Origin of the sequence: Pseudomonas inefficax, assembly GCF_032164165.1 — a bacterium.
Lineage (GTDB): Bacteria > Pseudomonadota > Gammaproteobacteria > Pseudomonadales > Pseudomonadaceae > Aquipseudomonas > Aquipseudomonas inefficax.
In genome coordinates, this window is the sequence record NZ_CP134401.1 from 5,152,727 (window position 1) to 5,174,299 (window position 21,573).

Annotated in this window: 18 protein-coding genes; 6 read left to right on the forward strand and 12 right to left on the reverse strand. The window is 60.7% G+C overall.

Annotated elements, in window-relative coordinates; all coding sequences use genetic code 11:
* Positions 1-8 precede the first annotated feature (8 nt).
* The 3 genes from RIN61_RS23255 (at position 9) to RIN61_RS23265 (ending at position 2,859) form a co-directional block, all read left to right on the forward strand.
* On the forward strand, positions 9-662 hold the full coding sequence (locus RIN61_RS23255) for a c-type cytochrome (RefSeq protein WP_313854379.1): 654 nt from the start codon (positions 9-11) through the stop codon (positions 660-662).
* A 33-nt stretch (positions 663-695) separates the two neighbouring features.
* The gene (locus tag RIN61_RS23260; protein WP_215521417.1) at positions 696-1,346 is read left to right on the forward strand and encodes a hypothetical protein; all 651 of its coding nucleotides are present in this window, start codon (positions 696-698) and stop codon (positions 1,344-1,346) included.
* Between the two features lie 88 nt (positions 1,347-1,434).
* Positions 1,435-2,859, forward strand: coding sequence for a coniferyl aldehyde dehydrogenase (locus RIN61_RS23265; protein WP_313854383.1), 1,425 nt, complete (start codon positions 1,435-1,437; stop codon positions 2,857-2,859).
* Between the two features lie 401 nt (positions 2,860-3,260).
* Here the strand turns inward: RIN61_RS23265 and RIN61_RS23270 are convergent, their stop codons facing one another.
* The 6 genes from RIN61_RS23270 to RIN61_RS23295 form a co-directional block, all read right to left on the reverse strand.
* Positions 3,261-4,841 carry a GMC family oxidoreductase gene (locus RIN61_RS23270; protein WP_112253741.1) on the reverse strand — a complete coding sequence of 527 codons (1,581 nt, stop codon included), beginning with the start codon at positions 4,839-4,841 and terminating at the stop codon, positions 3,261-3,263.
* Positions 4,842-4,896: 55 nt separating this feature from the next.
* The gene (locus RIN61_RS23275) at positions 4,897-5,856 is read right to left on the reverse strand and encodes an alpha/beta hydrolase (protein ID WP_313854386.1); all 960 of its coding nucleotides are present in this window, start codon (positions 5,854-5,856) and stop codon (positions 4,897-4,899) included.
* Complete coding sequence (locus RIN61_RS23280) at positions 5,853-7,484, reverse strand: 3-(methylthio)propionyl-CoA ligase (RefSeq protein WP_313854388.1); 1,632 nt, start codon at positions 7,482-7,484, stop codon at positions 5,853-5,855. The genes RIN61_RS23275 and RIN61_RS23280 overlap by 4 nt, the downstream gene beginning before the upstream one ends.
* Positions 7,485-7,560: 76 nt before the next feature.
* Positions 7,561-9,060, reverse strand: a complete 1,500-nt coding sequence (locus RIN61_RS23285) for a flavin-containing monooxygenase (RefSeq protein WP_252379374.1) — start codon at positions 9,058-9,060, stop codon at positions 7,561-7,563.
* A gap of 326 nt (positions 9,061-9,386) precedes the next feature.
* Positions 9,387-10,055, reverse strand: a complete 669-nt coding sequence (locus RIN61_RS23290) for a c-type cytochrome (protein ID WP_313854391.1) — start codon at positions 10,053-10,055, stop codon at positions 9,387-9,389.
* Positions 10,052-11,527, reverse strand: a complete 1,476-nt coding sequence (locus RIN61_RS23295; RefSeq protein WP_112253737.1) for a flavin monoamine oxidase family protein — start codon at positions 11,525-11,527, stop codon at positions 10,052-10,054. The genes RIN61_RS23290 and RIN61_RS23295 overlap by 4 nt, the downstream gene beginning before the upstream one ends.
* A 195-nt stretch (positions 11,528-11,722) precedes the next feature.
* On the opposite strand from RIN61_RS23295, the gene RIN61_RS23300 reads away from it, so the two are divergent.
* Positions 11,723-11,995 carry a PA2433 domain-containing protein gene (locus RIN61_RS23300; protein ID WP_112253736.1) on the forward strand — a complete coding sequence of 91 codons (273 nt, stop codon included), beginning with the start codon at positions 11,723-11,725 and terminating at the stop codon, positions 11,993-11,995.
* Positions 11,996-12,079: 84 nt separating this feature from the next.
* On the opposite strand, the gene RIN61_RS23305 is transcribed toward RIN61_RS23300, so the two are convergent.
* The 6 genes from RIN61_RS23305 to RIN61_RS23330 all read right to left on the reverse strand — a co-directional run bounded on the left by RIN61_RS23305 (position 12,080) and on the right by RIN61_RS23330 (position 16,929).
* Positions 12,080-12,685 carry a TetR/AcrR family transcriptional regulator gene (locus RIN61_RS23305; protein WP_112253735.1) on the reverse strand — a complete coding sequence of 202 codons (606 nt, stop codon included), beginning with the start codon at positions 12,683-12,685 and terminating at the stop codon, positions 12,080-12,082.
* Positions 12,686-12,936: 251 nt separating this feature from the next.
* Positions 12,937-13,353 carry a RidA family protein gene (locus RIN61_RS23310; protein WP_112253734.1) on the reverse strand — a complete coding sequence of 139 codons (417 nt, stop codon included), beginning with the start codon at positions 13,351-13,353 and terminating at the stop codon, positions 12,937-12,939.
* Between the two features lie 12 nt (positions 13,354-13,365).
* Entirely contained in the window at positions 13,366-14,199 is an 834-nt protein-coding gene (locus tag RIN61_RS23315) for a phytanoyl-CoA dioxygenase family protein (protein WP_112253733.1), read from the reverse strand.
* A gap of 107 nt (positions 14,200-14,306) precedes the next feature.
* Complete coding sequence (locus RIN61_RS23320; RefSeq protein WP_112253732.1) at positions 14,307-14,606, reverse strand: c-type cytochrome; 300 nt, start codon at positions 14,604-14,606, stop codon at positions 14,307-14,309.
* A 110-nt stretch (positions 14,607-14,716) separates the two neighbouring features.
* Positions 14,717-15,217, reverse strand: a complete 501-nt coding sequence (locus tag RIN61_RS23325; RefSeq protein ID WP_112253731.1) for a transcriptional regulator — start codon at positions 15,215-15,217, stop codon at positions 14,717-14,719.
* Positions 15,218-15,492: 275 nt separating this feature from the next.
* Positions 15,493-16,929 carry a TolC family outer membrane protein gene (locus tag RIN61_RS23330; RefSeq protein ID WP_215521424.1) on the reverse strand — a complete coding sequence of 479 codons (1,437 nt, stop codon included), beginning with the start codon at positions 16,927-16,929 and terminating at the stop codon, positions 15,493-15,495.
* A gap of 425 nt (positions 16,930-17,354) precedes the next feature.
* On the opposite strand from RIN61_RS23330, the gene RIN61_RS23335 reads away from it, so the two are divergent.
* Positions 17,355-18,446: an efflux RND transporter periplasmic adaptor subunit gene (locus RIN61_RS23335; RefSeq protein WP_313854396.1), complete on the forward strand. Its 1,092-nt coding sequence runs from the start codon at positions 17,355-17,357 to the stop codon at positions 18,444-18,446.
* Positions 18,443-21,559 carry an efflux RND transporter permease subunit gene (locus tag RIN61_RS23340; RefSeq protein WP_313854398.1) on the forward strand — a complete coding sequence of 1,039 codons (3,117 nt, stop codon included), beginning with the start codon at positions 18,443-18,445 and terminating at the stop codon, positions 21,557-21,559. The genes RIN61_RS23335 and RIN61_RS23340 overlap by 4 nt, the downstream gene beginning before the upstream one ends.
* Positions 21,560-21,573: the final 14 nt, after the last annotated feature.

A 21,573-nucleotide genomic window follows, 5' to 3' on the forward strand; every position in this document is an offset into this window, starting at 1 on the left:
GGGCAGTGATGAAAAAGAAATTGTTGTGGGGTACGGCAGTGTTGCTGGTCGCCCTGCTGGCCTTGTTCGGGCGTGACCTGCTGGGCTTCTACCATCTCGTCACCTATATCGACAGCACCACCCAGGCCTATGAAGCGGACGGGCCGTGGCCCCAGACGGCCGATGCCTGCTACGGCTGCCATGGGCAGCGCGGGAGCTCGCAGCACCAGGGTTATCCCAGCCTGGCAGGGCAGCCCGCCGATTACCTGAAGGCGCAGTTGCACGGCTTTGCCAATGGCACCCGTCATTTCCCGAACATGCAGCCACTGGCGATGAGCCTCAGTGACGCTGAAATCGACAAGCTGACCAACTACTACGCCCGCCAGACGCCCGTGGATAACCACACGTTCCAGCCTGATCCTGGCCTGCGCCAGCAAGGCGAGAAACTGGTCAAGGTGGGCGCGTGTGCTGCCTGTCATGGCGAAAAGCTGATGGGCCAGGGCGCATTCCCGCGTCTGGCCGGCCAAGGTGCCGACTATTTGCTGGTTCAGCTGGACGCCTTTGCCCAAGGCAGCCGGGTCGATCCAACCGGTTCGATGAAGGCGGTTACCCAGACCCTCTCGGCACAGGACCGCAAGGCGCTGGCGCATTACCTTGCCGCCTTGGCGGCCACCCCGAAGTAAAGCCTTCATACCTACAAGAAAGAGACCTGAGCTATGGAAACCAAAGATGTTCTTGCGTTGCTCACTTGCGTCCTCCTGGTGGTTTCCGGGAGCACTTACGGCATCAAGTTCCTGCGCAGAGGCAACTTCCTGCTGGGCCTGGAGTGGCTGATCGTGGCATTTTCCGGTACCAACTTCCTGATCTACCTGCTGACCCAGTCGCAAATCTCCTACGGTATTTCGTATTTCTGCGATGCGTTTTCCCGCGGCTTCGGCATCCCGATCGTCACGGTGCTTGGCCTGATGGCCGTCACCCATGGCTTCCGGCCTTCGGCGGGCAAGGACGCTTTGATTTTCGCCGTCACCTTTGTCTGCACGTTCGTGATGATCAAGGCTGATTTCATGATCAAGCCGCTTCCCTACTTTTACGTAATCATGTGGGCTGGCTACACGGTCTACCTGGCGTACTTCATCAGCCGCCTGGCGCTGGTCGGCGAGTACCTGCACGCCTTCGGGGTCACGGTGGCGGCGATGCTGGGGCTGCTGGTGGCCTGCATCTATGACTTCTACCCCATACCCGGGGACGACACGAAGGCCGTGTTCATGTCGATAGCGCTGGCCAGCTGGTCGTTCATGATGATCCAGTTGTACTACGCGTTCTTCGCCCTGGAGCGGGCAAAGCACCAGGCGGTGGCAGCGCGCTGACACGCGTCGGTTTCCATGCTGGGGCCGCCTGCGCGGCCGCAGTTTGCAGTCGCAGTGATCCAAGAGATCCACCAGGAGTACTTACACAATGTCGATCGAGCAAGTCGCGCCAGCAGTAGAGCGGATGCGTGAAGTTTTCGCGCTTCAGCGCCAGGCATTCGCCGAGGAACGCTACCCGTCCTATCAGACCCGGCGGGCCAACCTGCTGGCGCTCAAGGCGCTGGTGCTGGAGAACGCCGAGCGGATCGCAGCCGCCATATCCAACGATTTCGGCCACCGCTCGGAGCACGAGACCAAGATGCTCGATATCTTCGGCCTGGTGAGCGAAATCAACCACGCCGTGCGCTGCCTGAAGCGCTGGATGAAACCGCGCAAGCGCGGTGTCGGGATCTGGTTCAAGCCCGCGCGTGCTGCGGTGCTGGCCCAGCCGCTCGGGGTTATCGGTATTGCGGCGCCGTGGAACTACCCGCTTTACCTGACGTTGGGCCCGCTATGCGGCGCCCTGGCTGCCGGTAACCGGGCCATGATCAAAGTGGCCAGCGACTCCAGCCACTATGGTCGCTTGCTCGCCGAGTTGCTGGGCAAGCGCTTCGACCAGGACCTGGTGGCGGTGATACAGCCAGGTGCAGGTATCAACGACGGTTTCTCCCGGCTACCTTTCGATCACCTGATCTTCACCGGCTCGCCTGCGGTCGGCCGGCAGATCATGCGCAATTGCAGCGAAAATCTTACCCCGGTGACGCTGGAGCTCGGCGGCAAGTCGCCTACCATCGTCGCCCCGGGTTACTCGTTGAAGCAGGCTGCCGAGACCGTTCTTTGGGGCAAATGCCTGAATGCCGGGCAGACCTGCGTCGCGCCTGATTACCTGTTCCTGCCTGCCGGCAGCGAGGAAGAATTCCTCGCGCATGCCAGGGCGGCGGTGGCTCGAAATTACCCGCAACCGTTGGCTGACAACCCCGACTACAGCTGCATGATCAATGCGCGCCAACTGGCACGTGTCGAGGCGCTGCTGGCGGACGCCCGGGACAAGGGCGCGCGCGTGGTGGCGCTGGCGGATGTGGAAGGTGCGCGTCGGGCGGGCAAGCTGACACCGCACCTGGTATTCGATGTGCGCGACGACATGCTGATCATGCAGGAGGAGATCTTCGGGCCCGTGTTGCCGGTACTGGCTTATCGCAAGCTCGAGGACGCAATTGGCTACATCAACGCCCATGAACGGCCCTTGGCGCTCTACCTGTTCGACGAAGACGCCGGCCGGGTCGAGACAGTGCTGCGCCAGACATTGTCCGGAGGCGTTTCGGTCAACAGCGTGATGCTGCATGTGCTGCAGGAAAACCTGCCGTTCGGTGGCGTGGGCAATTCAGGGCTCGGGCACTATCACGCCGAGGAAGGGTTCCAGACGTTCAGCAAGATGCGGCCGGTGTTCTACCAGGCGAAGTTCAATGGCAGCTTCCTGCTCAAACCGCCCTATGGTCGCCTGACCCAGGCCCTGATGCGCCTGATGTTGCGTTGAGAAAGCGTTTGCTGGGTAGGGCTGACGAGGCTACATCGAGTCGACGCTACGATCGTCATGCCCTTTTTAGCGCCCTTCGGGGCGCTTTTTTTATGTTCAGCTCACAAGTCATTCGCGCACCTGTGGGAGCGGGCGTGCCCGCGAAACAGGCGGCGCAGTGGATGGCACCGGCTTTGCCGGTGTTCGCGGGCTCGCCCGCTCCCACACCGCTTGCGCACTGGGTTCTCTGCGCGACAGCGCAGTTCTGAGGGCTGGGCGATCTTCACAAAAACTGCGCAAGCTTTCAGATGTTGAACAGGACAGTTGCTCCACAAGGTGGGGCAGGAAGTGCGGGAGGAGGGGGGGCGGGTATCCAGAAACCGCCCATGCACTCTGCAGGGCGGCTTCAGTTCGGGGGCGTGTCAGCCGTGGGCAATCCACTCAGCGGCGCGTTCGGCGATCATGATCGCGGCCGCGTTGGTATTGCCGCCGACCAGTGTCGGCATGATCGAGGCATCGACGACGCGCAGCCGCTCGATACCATGAACACGTAACTGGCTATCCACCACGGCCATCTCGTCCTGCCCCATCTTGCAGGTGCCGATCGGGTGGTAGATGGTGTCGGTGCGTTTGCGCAGTAGTTCGATCAACTGTTCATCGTTGTGCAGGCCGGCGCTGTACATATCCCTGAGGCCGAAGCTGGCCATGGGCGTCTGGGCAATGATGTCACGGGTGATGCGGTAGCCTTTGAGCAGTGTTGCGACATCGTCGTCGTGGGCAAGGAAGTTGGGGTCGATACGCGGCGCCTTGCGCGGGTCTGGCGAGGCCAGGCCGACGCTGCCGATGCTCTTGGGGCGAAGCACGCACACGTGGCAACTGAAGCCATGGCCCCAGTGCAGTTTGCGATTATGGTCATCCACCGTGCCGATCACCGAATGCAACTGGATATCCGGGCGCTCCAGGCCTGGATCGGTCTTGAGAAACGCACCGGCCTCGGCGCAGTTGCTTGCAACCGGGCCATTGCGATGGCGAGCGTAGTCGAACATGGCCTTGCCCATCTTCACGCCGCCGCTCAGGGAAAAGCCCAGCAGCGAAGTGTCGTTGCTCTTGTAGCACAGCACTACGTCGGCGTGATCCTGCAGGTTCTGGCCAACGCCCGGGAGCTCATGGCGCAGGGCGATGCCCTGGGGCTCGAGTTCGGCTGCCGAACCAATGCCGGAGAGCATCAGCAAGTGCGGGCTGCCAAAGGCGCCTGCTGACACTATGACCTCCTTGCGCGCCCTCAGGTGCACGCGCGAGCCCTTGATCAGCGCCTGGACCCCGGTCGCCTGCTTGCCCTGCAGGACGATACTTTCGACATGGGTATGAGTGAGCACGGTAAGGTTGCTGCGATGGCGGACCGGCTTGAGGAACGCCGTCGCGGTGCTCCAGCGGCGGCCGTCGCGAATCGTCACATCGTAATAGCCAGCGCCTTCCTGAGTGGCGCCGTTGAAGTCGGGGTTATAGCTGTGCCCGGCACGCAGCGCGGACTCCACGAAGGCTTCGCTGGCAGCGTGGCGATTGGCCGGGCTGACGTAGAGCTCGCCGTCGCCTCCGTGATACTCGTTACTTCCGCCGTGGTGCATTTCGCTCTTGCGAAAGTACGGCAGAACATCGTCGAAGCCCCAGCCTTCGTTGCCCAGCGCCTGCCAGTCATTGAAGTCGTCATGATGGCCGCGAATGTAGATCATGCCGTTGATCGAACTGCTGCCTCCGAGCACCTTGCCTCGGGGCTGGTAGCCTACCCGCCCGCCCAGACCAGGCTGAGGGGTGGTCTTGAATGCCCAGTTGACGTGGCGCGTTGGCAGGATGGCAGCCAGGCCCAGGGGCGTATGGATAAGTGGTGATCGGTCCTCCGGCCCAGCCTCGAGCAGGCAGACGGTGACACTGGGATCGGCACTGAGGCGATTGGCAAGGACACAGCCGGCAGAGCCGGCACCCACGATCAGATAATCGAATTCCATGTTGTTGTTCTCGAGGGAATCATTGGGAGGTCTGAACAGGACAGGAACAGGTTCGCTAGCCATCCCAGTTCGTGTGGTCGTTGACGAAGTCCAGAATATGGCGCTGTGCCTGGAGGGCTTGCGGAAGCGCCGCAATCATCTGGAACACGTGTGGCAGCTGTTGCCAGATTTCCAGGCGAACCGGCACTCCGGCCGCCGCCGCGCTGGCCGCCGCGCGGACCGAGTCGTCCAGCAGCATCTCGGTGCTGCCTACTTGCAACAGCAGTGGTGGCAAGCCGGCGAAGGAGCCGAACAAGGGCGACACTTCAGGCGACGAGTGCTTTTCGGCCGATGCGTAGAAGCCGCGGATCGCGATCGCGAAAGGCAGGGTGAAGATCGGGTCGTGACGGGCATTGCCCAGCGCGCTCGCACCACTGAGGGTGAAATCGAGGAACGGTGACAACAGCACTGCGCAGCTTGGCAGCTGCGCTCCCTCGTCCCGGAGCCGCTGCAGCAGCGCCAGCGCAAGGTTGCCGCCGGCGGAGTCGCCAGCGATCACGATGTGTTCGGGCTTGGTCCCCTGTTCGAGCAGCCATCGGTAGGTGACATGAGCCTGGTCAAGCGCCGTGGGGAAGGGGCACTCGGGCGCGAGGCTGTAGTCCACCATCAGCGCCCTGGCCTTGAGCGGTCTGCACCAGTTCGCCACCATCGCGGCATAAATCTGCGGGGTGTAGGCGACGAACGCACCACCGTGGATGTACAACAGCACGCGTTCCTGCCTGAAACTGGCCGGCGACAGCCAGTGCGCAGGGGTACCGTTGCAAGAGACTCTGGTCCGAAGCACGTCCGTTGGCAGCGCTTGGCCTTGGCGATCCAGCTGCGCGAACTGCTTGCGCAGGCGCTGGATATCGATACCCATGCCGTGGCGGGACTTCACCGACAGGCGCAACAGAAGGTTGAGCAGCCTGCGCTTCCAGCGACCTTCGCTCGGGTCGATGACACGGGTATCGGCCCGGCTTCCTGCAGGGGCGTTCATGACGCCACCTCGCGCGCTGGTGAGCCCGGCCATTGGTAGTCACGCAACGCCTGGCGCAACTGGATCTTGCTGACCTTGCCGGTGGCAGTGTGCGGCAGTGCCTCGACGAACACCACGTCGTCAGGGATGCAGAAGCGTGCCACTTTGCCGGTATAGAGCGCGAGGATCGCCTCACGGGTCGGCGCCTCTCCAGGCTTGGCGACAACTACCAGCAGCGGGCGTTCGTCCCATTTCGGATGGGCGATGCCCAGCGCGGCAGCTTCAGCGACGGCAGGGTGGCCCATGGCGATGTTCTCCAGCTCGATTGAACTGATCCACTCACCGCCCGACTTGATCACATCCTTGGCCCGGTCGGTGATCTGCATGAACCCGTCCTGGTCGAGACTGGCGACGTCGCCGGTCGGGAACCAGCCGTTCACCAGCGGCGTTTCATCACTGCGGTAGTAGCGATCGACCACCCAATGGCCACGTACGACCAGCGCCCCCGAGGTCTTGCCGTCACGCGCCACCTCGTTGCCGTTATCGTCCACGGTTTTCAGGTCGATGCCGAATGGTGGCCGGCCTTGCTTGATGCTGATGGCGAAACGCGCCTCTTCGTTCAGGCCCAGGTGCGACGCTTTCAGGGTATTCACGGTGCCCGTCGGTGACATTTCAGTCATGCCCCAGGCGTGCTGGATGCGTATACCGAACTCCTGTTCGAAGCTGCGCATCAGTGCAGGCGGACAGGCGGCACCACCGACCACCAGGCGCTGCAGGCTGGGCAGGCGCTTGCCGGTCTGCTGCATGTACTGCTGAAGGCTCAGCCACACGGTAGGAACGCCGGCCGAGAAGGTGACACCTTCCTGTTCGAACAGCCTGAAGACACTTTCACCGTCCAGGCCGGCACCGGGCAGCACCAGCTTGGCGCCTACCAGGGCCGCCGAATACGGTAGCCCCCAGGCATTGACATGGAACATCGGCACAATCGGTGCGACGATCTCGCGGGCCGACAGCGAGAGCGAGTCGGGCAGGGCACTGGACAGCGCGTGCAGCAGCGTGGCGCGGTGGGAGTAGAGCACGCCCTTGGGGTTGCCGGTGGTCCCGGAGGTGTAGCACAGCGCTGCGGCCGCATGCTCATCGAGTGTCGGCCAGACGAACGTCGCGGGTTCGGCAGCCAGCAGCTCCTCGTAGCACAGCAGGCGGGTCTCGCCTGCGGTCGGCATCTGCGCAGCGTCCGACAAGGCGATCCAGTGCTTCACGCTCGGGCACTGCGCCGCGATTTGGGCGACCAGCGGGGCGAAGCTTTCGTCAAAGCAGACCACCTCATCTTCGGCGTGCCCGATGATCCACGCCACCTGCTCCGGGAACAGTCGCGGGTTGATGGTGTGGGTGATCGCCCCCATGCCCGAAATCGCATAGTAGAGCTCGAAATGACGGTAGCCATTCCAGGCCAGGGTGCCCACCCGGTCGCCAGGTTTGACGCCCAGGCGGGTCAGAGCGTTGGCCGCTTGCCTGGCACGCTGATGAGCGTCGGCATAGGTGTAGCGGTGCAGGGCGCCACCAGGGAGGCAGGAAACGATCTCAGTATCGCCGTGATACCGCTGCGCATGCTCCAGCAGTGAAGGAATGGTCAGCGGGAGCGTCATCATTTGACCTAGCATGATATTCAGCCTTTTACCTTTCTTGTTTTTCACACACTGGCGGCGAGGCCGTGGGCGTCGTGGTTCAACCGGTGACCTTGGCGGGCCGCGGGGTGAGTGCTTGTTGCTGGGCGCGCTGGAACTCCAGGTGGTGGTCTTCGATCGGGTCCTTGAGCAACATCTTCTTGTCGCGCCCGTAGTGCATGAAGACGAACCAGGGGTGCGACCGGCCCTGACGCGGCAGGAAGTGCTGGTCACGCTGGATGTAGCCGGACTTCATCGAATTCAGGATCCCGTCGCTCAACGCGTTGTTGCCGTTGTCGTAAGGGGTCACGACATCCAGGTTGCGTTGTTCCATGTAGCGGAACAGGCGGCACAGGTAAGTGGCGGCCAAGCCGACCTTGAGTGTCCACGACACGTTGGTGTAGCCGAAGATCCAGGCCATGTTCGGCAGGTTTTCCAGCAGCACACCCTTGTAGGTCATCTGCTCGCCGATCGGGTACGGCGTGCCGTCGACCGAGACGGTCATGCCGCCCAGCAACTGCAAGCGCAGCCCGGTGGCAGTGATGATGATGTCGGCTGGCAGTTCCTTGCCCGACTTGAGGCGAATGCCATGCTCGGTGAAATGCTCGATCTGGTCCGTCTCCACCGACGCCTGGCCGTTGCGAATGGACTTGAACAGGTCGCCGTCGGGTACTGCGCACAGGCGTTCGTCCCAAGGCATGTAGTTCGGGGTGAAGTGGCGCATGTCGGCATTCGGGCCTACCTGGCGGCGCACGTGTGCCAGGATGATCCTGCGCATAAGGCGAGGCCATTGCCGGCAGGCAATGTACACGGCGCGGTACAGCATGATGTTGCGTTTACGTGCCAGGCCGAGCGCCCAGCTTGCAGGCATGATGCGGGAGAGCACGCCCGTGAGCTTATCGGTCGAAGGCAGCGAGTAGATGTACGAGGGTGAGCGTTGCAGCATGGTGATATGGCGGGTCTTGTCGGCCATCGCCGGAATCAGCGTGGCAGCGGTGGCCCCGCTGCCAATGACCACGACATTCTTGTCGCGATAGTCCAGGTCCTCGGGCCAATGCTGGGGATGGATCCGCACACCTTTGAAGTCGTTCTCCCCTGGAAAGGTGGGCAGAAAACCCTCGTCATGGTTGTAGTAGCCGGTGCAGCAGAGCAGGAATCGGCAGGTGTAATGCCGGATATCCCCGCTGGCTTCGTGCAGCACCGTCAATTGCCACAGGCGCTGCTGGCTGCACCAGTTCGCACCGAGGGTCCTGAGGCCGTAATGGATCTTGTCGGCAAGGCCGTACTGCTTTGCGGTGTCCTGGATGTAGCGCCGGATCGAGGCACCGTCAGCCAGCACCTTGGGGCTGTCCCAAAGGCGGAACTTGTAGCCGTAGCTGAGCATGTCGGAGTCGGAGCGGATGCCTGGATAGCGGAACAGGTCCCAGGTTCCGCCCATGCACTCACGCCGTTCCAGAATGGCGAGATTACGGTTGGGGAACTCGTCCATCAGATGGCAAGCCGTGCCGATGCCGGACAGGCCTGCACCGATGATCAAGGTATCGAAATGAAGGTTGCTCATGGAATCTCCGCGCCTTCGGGGTCTGACCGGGTCGTTGATTGAAAGGTGGGTATCAGCGCACAGGCGATCACGCGGCAGTCGTTCGGCAGCCGCGAGACGGCAGTGCTGAGGCCCGGAGGGGCGTGGACGGCAGCGGATGGGGCAATGGAGTCGTGCATGCGATGAGCTCCGTTGATTGTTGTTGTTTTACTGCACTGTAATCCGCTGTCGGCTTTAACGCAACGGCTGTTATGTTTAAGACCGAAACGATTTTTGCCTGCGGAGCCAAGCTTGCGTGATCACGCCTTGAAACAAGGGCGGAGGCAGAGCATCCGCCCTTCGACAGGTCAGCGGCTGGCGGCGGCGAGGCCTGCGAGGTAGTGCGCCAGCGCTTGTGCCTCGGCTGGTGAAAGCAGACCGGCGGTCGCGTTCATGGCCCCACTTGGGTCCGTCCGCGTGCCCTGCTTGAACGCCAGGAGCTGGCTGAGCAGATAAGCTTGTCCCTGCCCGGCGAGTCGCGGTCCAGTTGCCCCGCCCATGAAATCGCTGCCATGACAGGCGCTACAGCCCCGCGCTGCGGCACTCGCCTGGCCCTCGGCCGACAACCGCTCATCTGCCGCCGGTGTGTCGGTGCGCAGCGGCGTCTGTCGGGCAAAATACTGCGCCAGCGACGCGATCTGGTCGTCGCTCAATGTGGCGGCCAGTGGCTCCATTTGCGCACTGTGCCGTTTGCCCTGTGCAAATGCCTGGAGTTGTGCCTGGAGGTAGCTGGCTTGCTGCCCTGCGAGGGATGGGTACTGCTCGTTCTGTGACTGCCCGGAAGCCCCATGGCATGCGTTGCAGGTATCCTGGAGTTGCGGCCAGGTTCCGACATCGGCGTCGTAGCGGGCGTAGTGGCTGTCCAGTGCACTCATGAATCGATAGCCCGCCAGCATCTGCGGGCCGGCAATGACTGCCGCCAGCACAAGCCCGGTAACGCCGACCGCAACACCTATCAGCAAAGCGCGTTTCATCATGCGTTCCTCCGATTGGCAACCAGCGCCTGCAATGCTTCCAGGGCAGCTCGGTGGCCGGAGCGCACTGCGCCATCCATGCTGCTGGCCCAGATGTCAGCGGTTTCGGTGCCCGACCAGATCAGCCGACCGACGGCAGGTTTCAGGTAGCGGCCCCAACGGGTGAGAAAACCGGGAGGGATGGCGCCGACACAGGTCAAGGTCCAGGGGTCGACCTTGGCCCAGTCGTGATCGTGGTACTGCCTGAACTGCAAGGCTTCATCACCCAATGCCTGGGCAAAAATGCCAGCCAGCGTCTGGCTCGCCCGTTCGGCTTCATGTGTCAGCTGGGCGCTGCGCACGAACGCCGAAAGGATGCCGACGCTGCCATCGGCGGGCGAGTTGTCGCAAGAGAAGATCAGGGGGCCATCGGCCTGGCTGATCTGCCCATTGAGCCCTTTGTCTCGCCAGAATGGCCGGTCGTAGACATGCACCGTCTTGCGCATCGGTGCATGGGCAGGCCACAGCCGTTGCAGTTGCGCGCGCCCCTCGGGCAAAGCCGGCTCGAAGACAATCTGGTGGCACAGTGCGGGATGCAGTGCAACGATCGCCTGGCGGGCGCGGACCAGCCCCTGGTCTGTGTAGATTTCGACGATGTCCCTGTCCCAGTTGGCGATCTTGCGTACCGGGCTGGACAGCCTCATGCGATCGCCCAACGCCTCTGCCATGCGCGTGCTCAATACATGGGAACCGCCCACGAAGCGGGTCTCCTGGGCGCCGCCATGGAAGCCCTCCAGCCTTTCCATACTGCAGTCGGCCGAGTTGATAAGCGAGAGGTAGTGGAGCAGGGCCAGGCTGGCTGGCGGCGTACCGGTGGTCAGGCCTATGGAGGTGTCAAAGCTGAAACGGCTGGCATTGTCGATGCCTTGGTTCGTCAGCCATTGGGCTACCGACAGTTTGTCGATTTCGACCGCATCGGCTGCGGTCCACGGCTCCTTGCTCGGAACCTTGCGCGAGAGTTGGTTGAGCTTCGCAGTGACAGGGTTGCCATGGGCGGCGCTGAGATCTTCCTCGTATCGGGCGTTGCCCGCCAGATAGACATTGCGGCCCTGGTAGTAGCTCGGGAAGGTCTCGACTTCCAATTCGCGTGCCAGGTCGAAGATGGCCGTCTGTCCGGGGCCTGCCCATTGCCCTCCGGCCTCCGCGATCACACCGCCGCCGAGTTGATGGTTGACGGTCCGTCCGCCTACTCGATCCCGAGCCTCCAGTACGGCGAAGGAGGTGCAGCCAGCGCGATGCAGATCTCTGGCTGCGGTGAGGCCGGCAAGCCCGGCGCCGATGACAATCACGTCCAGTACATCTGGCGGGGTTGCCTCTACCGTCTGGGCCAGCGCTCGCCCGGCGAGCCCCGTACCACCTGCCAACGCCACGCCAGCGAGCGCCTGCAGAAGCAGACGCCGGCGGCATGCCGGCGAAGACGTGTCTTCAGTGTTCATTTTTGCCTCGGCACGCTATTGTTGTATTTAAATAACCGCAGTTATGTAAAATAGCGTAGCGCGATCGTCGTGCAAAGAGGGAGCGAGCGTCCAGTCATCGTTTCAGCCCCGAAAATCGGGCGTCGATCGCTACGCGACCTATATTAAATAGTCGGTGTTATCTAAATTTGCTGCACACAACCCAAGGAGCTACCCATGAACATGTTGAAAGTGATAGCCGTTGCATCGATCATCTGCGCGCCAGTGGTCTATGCCGCGGACAAGACCGAAACTGACAACTGTACTGCCAAGATCGACCAGCTCGACGCTATCGAGCGTTCCGAGGGCGCCGGCCAACACGGTGGAGTGGCCACGGATATTCGCAAACTGATTGCGCAGGCCAAGGAAGCTCGGGAAAAGGGCGATGGAAAAGGGTGCCTGGCCGCAGCCAACAGGGCACTGAGCGTGTACAAGAACGCATCCAAGTAGAGTGTCTCACCGGCCAAAGCGGGGCGCGATTGGCCAGGGCCGGACGACTTGTTGTCCGGCCCATGAGCTACAGATCAGGTTCGATCACTTGGCCTTGCGCGTGGTACCGCCCTTTGCAGGTGGCGCTATCAGTGTGATGAGCGCATCGAGCAGGGCATTCCCGCGCTCGGCGCTGAAGCGCTCGGGCTCGATCGGCATCATCATCAGCCAGCCGTCACAGATGGTGCTGATCTGGTCAGCCAGTACATCGGGCGGTATGTCGTCGCGGATTTTTCCCTGGCGCTGCTCTGCCTCGATCACCACGGTAAACACCTGGCGGAATCTGGCATAGCGCTGCTTTATGACATGCGCGAACGCCGGTTCGTGCCGGGCATGGGTGAGCAATTGCAACCAGGAAAGCCAGAGCGTCGACTCGCCGTCGTTGACCCACTCCATCCACTGCCGGAGCAGCGCGGGAATGTTCATCTCTGCCTGGTTCGCTGCCAGCATCGTGTCGACCTGGTCGAACAGGCTCTGGGCGACCTCGGTGATCATCTCTTCCTTGTTGGCGAAGTAATAGGTCACCGCGCCTGTGGTGCAGCCTGCGTGTTTTGCGACATTGCGCATCGAAGCCCCGGCGTAGCCATCCCGCGCGATCACGGTAATGGCCGCCTCCAGCAGTTCTGCACGTTTGGCGTCGCGGTCGCCCACGGGCCGTCCCCGGCGTGCCGAACTGCGAGGTGCATTCGTACCGGCAGAAGTGGTGGCTATTCTGGAAGGTGACTTGGAATCAGGCATGGGGTCTCAGGATTTCAGGACGAAAACGTTTCTGGATCAGGTGGCTGGTTTCCACGGTTGGCCCAGCATAGAGAAATCGAGCGTGGATTACACCTGCCTGAAGGCAGGAATGATTCTCCACGCCGATTGAAACGGCAGCCGGGCCTTTGCCAACCACCGCCGAGTCAGGCGCTACCGCTTCCTGCTACGGCCACCGCGCGAATCTCCACTACCAGCTCTGGCAGGGCTAGCTCTGTGATACCGACCGCAGTCCAGGAAGGATACCGTGAGGGGAAGTATTCATCCTTGATACTCGCGAATACTGGCATGTCAGCCCTTAGCCGGGTGTGAAAAGTGGTCAGTTCCACCACATCCTCCAGGCCTGCACCAGCTGCTTGCAGCACCTTGGCCAGCGACTGGAATGCCAGGTGTGTCTGGGCTGCCACGTCGCTTTCAGGTTTCATTTCGCTGTCGATGCCGACCTGCCCCGATACCCAGATGAGGTCGCCAACGCGGGTGGCCTGGGAGTAATGAAACTGATCATAGAACAGCTGGGTTGGCGGTGGATTGATCGATAGCCGTTTCAAGGGGTTGGTGTTCATGGTGCCTCCTGTTCAGACAACCTGGCGGAAGGTGGGATGGCGAAACGCGGCACCGGCCGTGAGCTGCTTGAGCTCCTCGGTGAACAGCACGCCTTGCGGTGGGTATCCCGCCTTGCTGTCCTGCGGTAGCGGCTTGAAGGTGGCGTCGTCACCGAAGAAGCGGAAAACGAAGGTGTGGCGGCTGGGGAAGGCACTGTCGACCGGAGCACCGCCATGTAAGGATGCCGGATGCAGCAAGATCACATCACCCGGTTCGGTGGCCCACGAAAGCACATCGTAGGCCTGTGGATTGAGTTTGCGCTCGGCTTCGATATCGGGCAGGCGGGGAAGGGCGCCGTTGTCGTGCAGCGGTTGGGTCGGATCGTCAGGGTCGGCGAATGTGGTGCCATCGTAGCGTGGCCCGCGATGCGAACCTCGGATGATCTCCAGCGCGTTGCGTTGCGGGATGGATTCGAAGCTGATCCAGGCATTGCCCCAATGCTCGCCGGCCCAGGGCAGGTAGGAGGTGTCCTGGTGCCAGAGGGTCCGGGAGCCTTGCCCGCCGGCTTTCAGGAAGACCTCTTCAGCAAAATACCAGACATTCCGCGAACCCCAGATTCGGGCGAAGAGGTTGCCCAGCGGCAGGGTTTCGACGAGCGCTTCGAGGCGCTGTTTGGCCACCGGGTTAGCATTGTCGACATGCGACTGCTGCGTGGTGCCAGCGAACATTCGGGTTGCATGGGGGCCATGGTTTTCCACGGCCCAGTCATACGCTTCACGACAGCGCGCCAGTTGCTCCTGGTTCAGAAGCCCCTTGACCAACACGGCGCCATCTTCATGAAAAGCCCTGCTTATCGAGTCTTGCATGAGCGTCCTCCCGGACCGTTTTTTTTGTAGGTAACCAGGAGGCTAGCAAGCAGCCACATATATGACAACAACAGTTATGTGAATATGTGTTTCCGAGAACAATCAGCTCAAGGCTTGGACATCCAGTCGATCACCGCTGCGTAGTCCTCTGCTGTGCAATCCGTGCACAAGCCGCGGGCAGGCATGGCGTTGAAACCTTCCGTGACATGCTTGACCAGCACATCCTTGCCTTGAGCGAGCCGCGGCTTCCAAGCTTCGGCGTCACCTTTTTTCGGCGCCATCGGTAGCTGGCCGTTATGGCACATCTGGCAACTGCGATTGAACACGCTCTCTGGGGGCTGTGTCGCATGGGCCAGGGAGGTGAGTGACACACAGACGGAAAATATCGATACCAAGGCGCTTTTCATGGTCATGCTCTCAAGATGTTGTTTTTAGATAAGGGATATTGTTATAGCGCTCGCGCCTGGCTTGCGAAGTTGCTACGCATCTTGTGCAGGGCGGGCATCACTATGCTGACTTACTCCGCTAATGGAGTTTTCCGGCTGATATCAAGTTCGAGTAGCGCATCCAGCTGTGTCTCAATCTGCAGGAAGCGCATGGCGCGTTTAGGGGAAACAGCACTAGCGATGCGCCGTGTGTACTTCTCACGCAGTTCTATGTGCTCTTCCTGGAGGGTGTAAATTCGATCGAGCAACTCTGTGGCCAGCTCATCGGTCACATAGCCTTTGTTATAGGCCTGGCCGTAGTCGATCATGGTTTCCAGGATGTTCTTGTTGATTTTCAGCGCTTCTGCACGGTAAGTGTTGTAGATCGGCCAGAATTTTTCGTTTTCCTGACCCTCCAGGCCCATGTTGTTTTTAACCACGATTTTGCGTTTGTAGTCGGCATCATCCAGGTTGTTCTGTATCTGTGCCTGGTTCTGTCGCATGACGTCCTTGCCCGAGGGAAGTTCGTGCCCGGCAGCCAACAATGGCAGGCTGCAAAATGCAAGTAGCATAGCGGTGGTTCTTAAAAGCATTTCTATTCCTTGGCAATTGCCCGGGGAGGGCGGCGCTTTATTTGAACAGTGCTGTGTCAGCGTCTGATCGATTTTTCGCGAAGTAAGTCCTGGGAAAACAGCTGTGCTGGCTTTAGGTAGTTTCGTGAGGGGCGAAGTCTTTCGTGATTACCCTTTCCAGGTGAGCCCCTCACGTGTAGCGAGATACCTGGAAAGGGTCTTTATGGGGTCATATGAGGCGATAATGACTCATTAGGGTCGAATTTATCACCACCCCGATACGCAAGCAAGACGCCTCAGCGGCTGCGCTCGAGATTCTTCTGCGCTGCAGCCGCCAAATCCGGCGGCAGGAAGTCCTTGTCCGGGTTGTAGTCCGGCTTCAGGTACCGCTTGAGGTCCTGCAGGTCCTGCGGGCTCAAGGTGCCGGCCGCCTGCTTCAGGCTCAGGTTGTCGAGGATGTAGTCATAGCGGCTGTTGTTGTAGTCGCGCACCGAGGTGTACAGCTGGCGCTGGGCGTCGAGCACGTCGACGATATTGCGAGTACCCACCTGATAGCCGATCTCGGTGGCTTCCAGCGCGCTCTGGTTGGAAATAATCGACTGCTTGCGCGCCTGCACCTGTTCCACATCGGTGTTCACCGCGCGGTGCAGGTTGCGGGTGTTTTCCACCACCTGGCGGCGCAGGCTTTCCCGCTGCTGCTCGCTCTGGCTCAGGCGCTGGTAGGCCTCGCGCACCTGCGAGCTGGTCAGGCCGCCGCTGTAGATCGGGATGTTCAACTGCAGGCCGATGCTGGTCTGCTCGACGTCGCCGCCATAGCGCGTGACGGGGGCCGGTGCGGGGTTGGTGAAACCGAAGTTGTCGTTGTCACCCTTCTGATACTTGGCGACTGCGTCCAGGGTCGGCGCATGGCCGGCCTTGCGCTGGCGCAGGGTTTCCTCGGCAGCGACCACCGCATGGTTGGTGGCCAGCAGGTTGAGGTTCTGACGCCCGGCGGTTTCGACCCAGGCCTTGGCGTCGTTGGGCGCAGGGACCTGCACCGGCAGGGTATGGACCACGCCCTGAATCGACGTGTATTCCCGGTTGGTCAGGGTCACCAGGGCCTCGAAGGCATCCTGTACTTGGCGCTCGGCAATGATCCGGTTGGCCCTCGCCGTGTCGTAGCTGGCCTGGGATTGCAGCACATCGGTCTTGTCGGACAGGCCAACGTCGAAGCGTTCGTTGGACTGGTCCAGTTGGCGCTTGAAGGCAGCTTCCTCGGCCTTGGTCGCAGCCAGGTTGTCCTGGGCGCGAAGCACGGCGAAGTAATTCTGCGCGGTTTGCAGGATCAGGTTCTGTTCGGTCGCCGACAGCTCCAGCGCCGCCTGTTCGTTGACCGCTTCGGCCGCCTGCAACTGGAACCAGCGGTCGGCGCGGAAGATAGGTTGCGCCAGGGTAGCGCTCCAGGTATTGCCGCTGCGGTTGCTGGTGGCCGATGGTTCGTCCAGCTTGGTGCGGGTGTTCAGCATCTCGGCACCGGCCGACAGGTTAGGCAGCAACCCGGCGCGAGCCTGTGGCACCACTTCGCGGCGGGCGCCGTAATCGGCGCGGGCCGCAGCCAGGTCAGCGTTATTGTCGACCGCTTCCTGATAGACGCTGACCAGGTCGGTCTTGACTGTTTGGGGCACGTCCGCTGCCCAGACCACTCCGTTGGACGCACAAGACACGGCTATCGCCAGTGAGAATTTGCGCAGCATAGAGGTAATCCTTCAATACTGATTTGTGGATAGGTATTCAGCCTGGCTTGTCCCGCCTCTGGCAGCCGCTTTTTCGAACTGCCGGAGGGCGCACACACGGCGCATAGGCCCTTGCCCTCTATGCACATGGATAGGACTGCATTTACAATAACGGGCGATATGCTAATGCTTGGGTCGTGCTGAGGCAACGGTTGAACAGCGGTAATTGCCTTGCGTTCAGTCACGGTCTTTGGATTGCGTACCTCGCCCATGCTGTGACAGCTCCTGCTGAGCCTGGACAAGGAGGTAGTGACGAGCAGAACGCTGTTTTGCTTTGCGCTTGAGGCAAGCCCCTGCAGGAGCAGGGAATGTATCGAGAGACCGGCTGCGAGTGCGCCCTTGGGGCATCGGCCGTGCGGAACCATTTCATGAAGAGGGCATTTGACATGACGCTGCTCAAGTCGGTACTGGCATGCGGTTTATTGGGCAGTCTGGGCCTTGCGCTTGTCGGGTGTCGGGAGGAGGTTCGTTCAGAGGAACCGCTACGCGCCGTTCGGACCCAGATCGTAAAGGCCGCCACCATCGGTGAGGAGGTTGCCCAGACGGGAGAGGTACAAGCTCAGGTCGTGACCGATCTCGGCTTTCGCATCGGCGGGCGCGTAGCCACTCGAACCGCGGAAGTCGGAATGAGCGTTGCCAAGGGGCAGGTTCTGGCGACGCTCGAACCTAATGATGTGCAAAACGAACTGCGGGCTGCGGAAGCCGAATTGACAAGCGCCGAAGCGACCGAGCAGCTTGCCAGGTCTCAGTTGAGCCAACAACGCACGCTGTTTGACAAGCAGTTCGTCGCGCGTGTACGTGTTGAAGAGGCCGAGGCAAACTGGCGAGCCGCGAACGCAAGACTGAATGTTGCGAAAACCAGATTGTTTACGACACGCGACAAGCTTTCCTACACGGAGCTGCGTGCACCAAGCGCAGCCATCGTCAGCGCTGTCGCTGTGAACGCAGGACAAGTCGTCGATGCGGGGCAATTGGCGATCAAGCTGTCCTCGACAAACGACCGCGTTGCAGTCTTCAACGTGTCCGAGCGGCTTTACACATCGGTTCCGTCCGATGTGAAAGTGGAAGTGGCACTCGTATCTGACCCGTCGATCAAAGTCATCGGCTCAATTCGCGATGCAAGCCCTACTGCTGATGTGGCAACACGTACTTACCGGGTTCGTGTTGCTTTACCGGATGCGCCTCCTGTCATGACGCTGGGGGCTACCGTGACCGGGCGCCTTGTTTTGAGTGGCAAGCCCCTGGTCATCCTGCCAGCCTCCGCATTGACCAGTGACGGTGCGACGCCTGCTGTTTATGTCGTCCAGCCCACCACGCATGAGCTGGTGCGCAAACCAGTCGTGGTAGCGCGCTACACGGCTGGCCAGACAATCATCGAATCCGGGCTGACGGAAGGTGAGGCGGTTGTAACCGCAGGGGTGAGCAAACTCAGACTTGGTCAAAAAGTCGCGTATGACGCAGAGCAGGTGATGAAATGAGTTCGAAGCCAAAACTCGATAAAGAGCAGGCCGGCTTCAACCTCTCGGCGTGGTCGATCGGTCAAAAGCCTCTGATGTTTTTCCTGATGCTCATTACGCTCGTTGGCGGAATGATCAGCTATGAAAACCTGAGTCGAAACGAAGATCCTGCGTTCACCATCAAAACCATGGTGGTCGCTGCGCGCTGGCCCGGCGCGAACATTGAAGACACGACCAATCTGCTGACTGATCGGCTGGAAAAGAAACTGGAAGAGATACCCTATCTCGACCGACTCGATAGCTACACCCGTCCAGGCGAAACCGTCATCATGGTCAACCTGCGCGATGATGCTCCGTCGCAGATCGTCCCTGATGCGTGGTACCAGGTTCGCAAGAAAATGGCAGATATCGGCGCAACGCTTCCGGCGGGTGTTCAAGGGCCATTTTTTGACGACGAGTTTGGCGATACCTATGGCCAGATTTTCGGCTTTACCGGCGAAGGCTTTTCCGACCGGGAGCTGCGTGACTACCTTGAGGGCGTGCGTGCGGAGCTACTGCGCCTTCCCAGCATTGGCAAGGTGCAACTGCTCGGTGTGCAAGAGGAGCAGATCGTCGTGGAATTTTCACCTGCCAGGCTTGCGGCTTTTGGCTTGGACGAAGAGGCGATCCTGCACGCGCTGAAGGCGCAAAACGCTGTCATTCCTTCCGGAACGGTACGGTTGCCTGATGACAAGATCGCGCTGCGAGTCAGCGGAGGGTTTGCCTCCGAGGAAAGTTTGCGCAGTTTGACGTTGCGAGCTGACAACCGGTTTGTGCCACTGACCGAGCTTGTCGATATCCGCAGAATCCCGGCCGACCCGCCAGCGCCATTGTTCCGGGTGAACGGCGAAAAAGCGCTCGGCCTTGCCGTTTCGATGGCTGCGGGCGGCAATCTCCTGGAGTTTGGAGAGGCGGTGCGGGCCCGTATGAATGAGGTCGGGGCGACCCTTCCCTACGGTATCGAAATGGCGCAGGTAGCCGACCAGTCTACTGTCGTGAAGCAGGCGGTTAGCGGGTTTCTGACGGTGTTGGCTGAGGCAGTTGCGATCGTCCTGGCAGTGTCGTTTCTGTCACTCGGTGTGCGTGCCGGCCTGGTTGTGAGTATTTCGATCCCGTTCGTGTTGGCGTTGACGTTCATCGGGATGGAGATCATGGGTATCGGTCTTCAGCGAATCTCTCTGGGCGCGTTGATTATTGCGTTGGGGCTGCTTGTCGATGACGCGATGATCACCGTCGAGGCCATGGTCGGGAAACTGGAAGAAGGCTGGAACCTGTCGCGGGCGGCGAGCTTTGCCTACGAGTCAACAGCGTTTCCAATGTTGACGGGCACGCTTGTCATGATTGCCGGGTTCATTCCAGTTGGCTTCGCGGCTTCAAGTGCCGGCGAATACTGCTACTCGATGTTCATGGTGGTATTGATTTCATTATCAGCATCCTGGGTGGTAGCGGTTCTGTTTTCACCCTTGCTTGGCACCATGATTCTACCTGAGGCTCTGCCGCACCATGAGCATGGCGGAGGTAAACTCATGGGCGCCTACCGGCGGGCCTTGGGCTGGGTTCTGCAGCATCGCGCAATAACGCTCGGCGCTGCAGTCACGGCTTTTGTCGCCTCCCTCGGCGCTGCATCTTATCTTGAGCAGCAGTTCTTTCCGCCCTCGGACAGGCCAGAGCTGCTGGTAAGCCTGACGCTGCCGCAAAATGCTTCCCTGGATGCGACGGAGCGCGAAGCGGCAAAACTCGAGAAGTTGCTTAAAGCTGACCCTGCTGTCGAGCGTTTTTCCACCTATATCGGCTCTGGGGCTATCCGTTTCTATCTGCCCATGGAAGTTTTGCTGCAGAACGAGAACATCACGCAAACTGTCGTGATCGCCAAAGGGGTCAAAGAACGGGATGCCCTGCAGGCGCGCCTGGCTGAGAGTTTCAAAACAGAGTTTTCCGGCCTCATCGCGCGCGCGACTCCGCTTGAATTGGGCCCGCCGGTGGGCTGGCCGTTGAAGTACCGTGTCACCGGCCCGGATCAGGCTACGGTGCGTGATTTGGCGTCGCGCCTGGCCAACATTTTATCTGCCAACTCCGACACCCGTGAGGTCCATCTTCTATCAGGCGAGCCGCAAAGAAGCGTCCTGGTCAAGGTTGACCAGACCCAGGCACGAGCATTGGGCCTGTCTTCAGAGGACGTTGCCAGTGCCCTGGCGACGATTTTCTCTGGCTCTGCGGTGACCAGCGTGCGTGACAAGGACCGTCTTGTGGACGTGATCGTACGGGCGCAAAGCGGTGAGCGAACCGACCTTGCGACCCTTGCGAACCTGCAGATACGTACACCTCAAGGCCATACCATTCCCTTGAGCCAGATTGCTGTCCTCAGCTATGGCGTTGAAGACCCGATCATCTGGAGACGGCAGCGTCTTCCTCTGATCACTGTGCAAGGGGATGTTCGCGAAGGGCTAGAGGCTGCAACGGTCGTGCAGGCACTGGCGCCAGCGGTAACGGATTTTGCTGCGCAGCTACCCAAGGGCTACAACATCGCGACAGGCGGAGCAGTCGAGGAGGCTGCGAAAGGCAGTGCGTCACTGGCTGCTGTTCTGCCTATTACGGCGTTGGTGATGTGCGTGCTGTTGATGGTGCAGTTGCGTAGTTTCTCGCGGATGTTCCTGGCGCTGGCGATGGCGCCGTTCGGCTTGATCGGTGTGGTCATGGCGATGTTGCCGACCGGGACACCTATGGGGTTCGTCGCACAGCTTGGTGTAATTGCACTTGTCGGTATGATCGTCCGCAATGCCGTTATCCTGATCGAAGAAGTGGATATCAACATCAGTACCGGCCAGTCGCCGCGTGAGGCTATCACGCATGCCGCCATTCACCGGGCGCGCCCCATTGTGTTGACGGCTTGTGCGGCAATTCTCGGGATGATTCCAATCGCGCCTCAGATTTTCTGGGGGCCCATGGCTTTTGCGGTCATCGGCGGGCTTGCCGTTGCCACGATCATTACGTTGACGGTTCTACCCTGTGCCTTGTTGCTTTTGCTGCAATGGGAACATCGAAATGGTCAACCTCGACACGCGGAACATCCAGTGGTGTTGCAAGAGCACAACTAGGGTCGGCGGATTGG

What these genes read in the sequence shown, in the direction of transcription:
- RIN61_RS23335 (WP_313854396.1), top strand. Translation starts at nt 17,355, where the DNA reads ATGACGCTGCTCAAGTCGGTACTGGCATGCGGTTTATTGGGCAGTCTG.
- RIN61_RS23290 (WP_313854391.1), bottom strand. Translation starts at nt 10,055, where the DNA reads ATGATGAAACGCGCTTTGCTGATAGGTGTTGCGGTCGGCGTTACCGGG.
- RIN61_RS23330 (WP_215521424.1), bottom strand. Translation starts at nt 16,929, where the DNA reads ATGCTGCGCAAATTCTCACTGGCGATAGCCGTGTCTTGTGCGTCCAAC.
- RIN61_RS23295 (WP_112253737.1), bottom strand. Translation starts at nt 11,527, where the DNA reads ATGAACACTGAAGACACGTCTTCGCCGGCATGCCGCCGGCGTCTGCTT.
- RIN61_RS23315 (WP_112253733.1), bottom strand. Translation starts at nt 14,199, where the DNA reads ATGCAAGACTCGATAAGCAGGGCTTTTCATGAAGATGGCGCCGTGTTG.
- RIN61_RS23340 (WP_313854398.1), top strand. Translation starts at nt 18,443, where the DNA reads ATGAGTTCGAAGCCAAAACTCGATAAAGAGCAGGCCGGCTTCAACCTC.
- RIN61_RS23270 (WP_112253741.1), bottom strand. Translation starts at nt 4,841, where the DNA reads ATGGAATTCGATTATCTGATCGTGGGTGCCGGCTCTGCCGGCTGTGTC.
- RIN61_RS23300 (WP_112253736.1), top strand. Translation starts at nt 11,723, where the DNA reads ATGAACATGTTGAAAGTGATAGCCGTTGCATCGATCATCTGCGCGCCA.
- RIN61_RS23285 (WP_252379374.1), bottom strand. Translation starts at nt 9,060, where the DNA reads ATGAGCAACCTTCATTTCGATACCTTGATCATCGGTGCAGGCCTGTCC.
- RIN61_RS23275 (WP_313854386.1), bottom strand. Translation starts at nt 5,856, where the DNA reads ATGAACGCCCCTGCAGGAAGCCGGGCCGATACCCGTGTCATCGACCCG.
- RIN61_RS23320 (WP_112253732.1), bottom strand. Translation starts at nt 14,606, where the DNA reads ATGAAAAGCGCCTTGGTATCGATATTTTCCGTCTGTGTGTCACTCACC.
- RIN61_RS23260 (WP_215521417.1), top strand. Translation starts at nt 696, where the DNA reads ATGGAAACCAAAGATGTTCTTGCGTTGCTCACTTGCGTCCTCCTGGTG.
- RIN61_RS23310 (WP_112253734.1), bottom strand. Translation starts at nt 13,353, where the DNA reads ATGAACACCAACCCCTTGAAACGGCTATCGATCAATCCACCGCCAACC.
- RIN61_RS23280 (WP_313854388.1), bottom strand. Translation starts at nt 7,484, where the DNA reads ATGATGACGCTCCCGCTGACCATTCCTTCACTGCTGGAGCATGCGCAG.
- RIN61_RS23255 (WP_313854379.1), top strand. Translation starts at nt 9, where the DNA reads ATGAAAAAGAAATTGTTGTGGGGTACGGCAGTGTTGCTGGTCGCCCTG.
- RIN61_RS23265 (WP_313854383.1), top strand. Translation starts at nt 1,435, where the DNA reads ATGTCGATCGAGCAAGTCGCGCCAGCAGTAGAGCGGATGCGTGAAGTT.
- RIN61_RS23325 (WP_112253731.1), bottom strand. Translation starts at nt 15,217, where the DNA reads ATGCTTTTAAGAACCACCGCTATGCTACTTGCATTTTGCAGCCTGCCA.